This window comes from Piscicoccus intestinalis NBRC 104926, from assembly GCF_001515525.1.
GTDB classification, from domain to species: Bacteria; Actinomycetota; Actinomycetes; order Actinomycetales; family Dermatophilaceae; genus Kineosphaera; species Kineosphaera intestinalis.
Genome location: NZ_BCNQ01000257.1, coordinates 1 through 2,459 on the forward strand (window position 1 = coordinate 1; position 2,459 = coordinate 2,459).

Annotated in this window: 2 protein-coding genes and 1 pseudogene; 1 reads left to right on the forward strand and 2 read right to left on the reverse strand. The window is 74.7% G+C overall.

Annotated elements, in window-relative coordinates:
- Positions 1–594 (forward strand): annotated as a pseudogene (locus PINTE_RS20925) (DEAD/DEAH box helicase); the annotation flags it as partial.
- A gap of 34 nt (positions 595–628) precedes the next feature.
- Here the strand turns inward: PINTE_RS20925 and PINTE_RS20930 are convergent.
- Both PINTE_RS20930 and PINTE_RS23515 read right to left on the reverse strand, forming a co-directional pair.
- Positions 629–1,774, reverse strand: coding sequence for a cytochrome P450 (locus PINTE_RS20930; protein WP_068434475.1), 1,146 nt, complete (start codon positions 1,772–1,774; stop codon positions 629–631).
- 54 nt (positions 1,775–1,828) lie between these two features.
- The coding region (locus PINTE_RS23515) for an MFS transporter (RefSeq protein ID WP_505804187.1) at positions 1,829–2,459 on the reverse strand (631 nt) is incomplete at its 5' end.

Here is a 2,459-nt window from a genome sequence, read left to right on the forward strand (position 1 = left end):
GGCCGCACCAACTCGGTGGCCCGCACGTTCGAACGCATCTGCGGGCTGCTCGACCGGCTCGGCTACCTCGCCGACGACGGCACGACGGTGACGGCCGACGGCCGCCGCCTGGCCCGGCTCTACAGCGAGCGCGACCTGCTCGCCGCGCAGTGCCTGCGGCACGGGGCGTGGCGGCGGCTCGACCCCGCCGGGCTGGCCGCCGCCGTCTCCTGCCTGGTGTACGAGCCGCGCCGCGAGGAGGGCGGGCGGGCGCCGGCCATGCCCACCGGCGACGTCATCGCCGCCCACGACGAGATGGTGCGGCTGTGGAGCGAGCTGGAGGACCTGGAGACCGAGTACTCGGTGACCCCGACGGCGTTTCCCGACGCCGGCCTGGCGTGGCCGATGTACCGCTGGGCCGGCGGACAGCGGCTGGAGACCGTGCTGCGCGACACCGACCTCGCCGCCGGTGACTTCGTGCGGCGCTGTAAGCAGCTCGTCGACCTGCTCGACCAGATCGCCGACGCCGCGCCAGAGCCGGAGCTGCGCAGCACCGCCCGCCGGGCTGTGGACGCGGTGCTGCGCGGGGTCGTCGCCGCCGACCGGATCGACTGAGCAGCCTCGGCCCGGACCCGGCTCCGGCTCCGGCTCAGCGCACGATGATCGGCACGCGTCGGTAGCCGCCGACGGGGGAGACCTCGCGCTCGGGCTCCTCGCCGGGCGCGGCCTCGACGCCGTCGGTGCCGGCGAGCAGGGCGTGCACGAGGGCGCGCAGCTGCACGGTGGCCAGCGGGCGGCCGGGGCACACGTGCTTGCCGATGCCGTAGACGAGGTTGGCCTCGCGGTGGCCCTGGGGGTCGAAGGAGTCGAGCGGGCCGAACACCGACTCGTCGCGGTTGGCCGACGTCCAGTGCAGCTTGATGCGCGCCCCCTCGGGAATCTCGGCGCCGCCGATGCGGGCGGGGCACGTCGTGATCCGGCGGTTGGAGACGAACGGGTCGTCGATGCGCAGGATCTCGTCGACGATGGCGTCGATCTGCTCGTCGTCGGACCGCGCGAGCAGCGCGAGGTGGTCGGGGCTGCCCGCGAGGTGGGCCATGACGACGCCGACGCACAGGGCGATCGAGCCGAGGTCGCCGCCGGTCCAGTTCCGCAGGATCGAGACGACCTCCGGCTCGGTGAGCTCGCGGCCGTCGACGCGCGCCCCGATGAGGCGGGTCGTCAGGTCGTCGGGGGCGTCGGCGCCCGCCTCCCGTCGCGGCTGCACGACGGAGCGGATGATCTCGTCGAAGTCCTCGGCGACGTCGGCGGTCCACGCCCGGTCTCCGGAGCGGGTGGCGGCGTGGTTCTCGGCCATCCACTCCAGGAGACGGTCTTCGAGCTCGGCGGGCCAGCCGAGCCACCCGCACTGGGCGCGCACGGCGAACAACGCGCCGATGTCGGCCACCGCGTCGACGACCTCCCCGCGCGGCAGGCCCGCGACGATGTCGGCCGCGACCTGCTCGAACAGCGGCACGTACGGGGCGAGTTCGGCGTCGGTGAAGTAGCCGTCGAGCAACTCGCGGAAGGCGGTGTGCGATTCGCCGTCGAGGCCGTTGGGCACCTGCAGGTGCCGGGAGACGGCGCTGCTGAACGTCTCGTGGTCGCTCGCGGCGGCCACCACCTCGGCGTGGCGCAGCAGCACCCACTCGCCGGCGATGTTGCGCACGACCGCGTGATCGGCGCGCAGCTCGTCGGTGAAGGGGCGCACGTCGCGGCCGGCGGCCGACAGGTCGTCGGGCATGTGGTCGGTCATGCCACCAGTCCTACCGTGTCGCCGCCCCCGCCGGGCGCGCCGGGGTCGAGCGATTCACCCCCGAGCGGCTGAGCGGGCCCGAGCCGCGGTCGCGCTGACGAGCACGGCGACGACCGCCAGCAGCGCCGTGATCGCGGCGGCCATGAGCGCCCAGGTCCCGCGCTCGAACAGCAGCCCGAGGGCCCAGCCGAGCACGCCGGATCCGACGTAGAAGCCGATCGTGTACAGCGCGCTGGCCTGGCCGCGATGGTCGGGCGCGGCCACGGCCCCGGTCGTCGACACGAACGCGGCGTGCACGACGAAGAACCCCGCCGTGAACACGATGAGCCCGGCGATGAGCGGCACGAGGGAGTCGGGCAGGGTCGCCGCGAGCCCGATCGCCATCGCGGCGAGCCCGGCCAGCACGACCCGGGTGTGTCCGATCCGCGGCAGCCACGCGCCCGCCCAGCGCGAGGAGAACGTGCCGGCGGCGTAGGTGAGGAAGATCAGCGAGATGAGCGCGGTCGGCAGGCCGAACGGTGCCGCGGCGAGCCGGAAGCCGAGGAAGTTGTAGACGGCGACGAAGCTGCCGGTGACCAGCGGGGCGGCCAGGTAGAAGCCGACGAGCACCCGGTTGCGCAGCGCGGCGCGCAGCCTCGGCAGCTGCGGCAGCCGGGAGCGCGCCGGGTGCTGCGGCGGCGGGGCG

Coding starts and splice junctions, on each gene's coding strand:
- PINTE_RS20930 (WP_068434475.1), bottom strand. CDS start 1,774: ATGACCGACCACATGCCCGACGACCTGTCGGCCGCCGGCCGCGACGTG.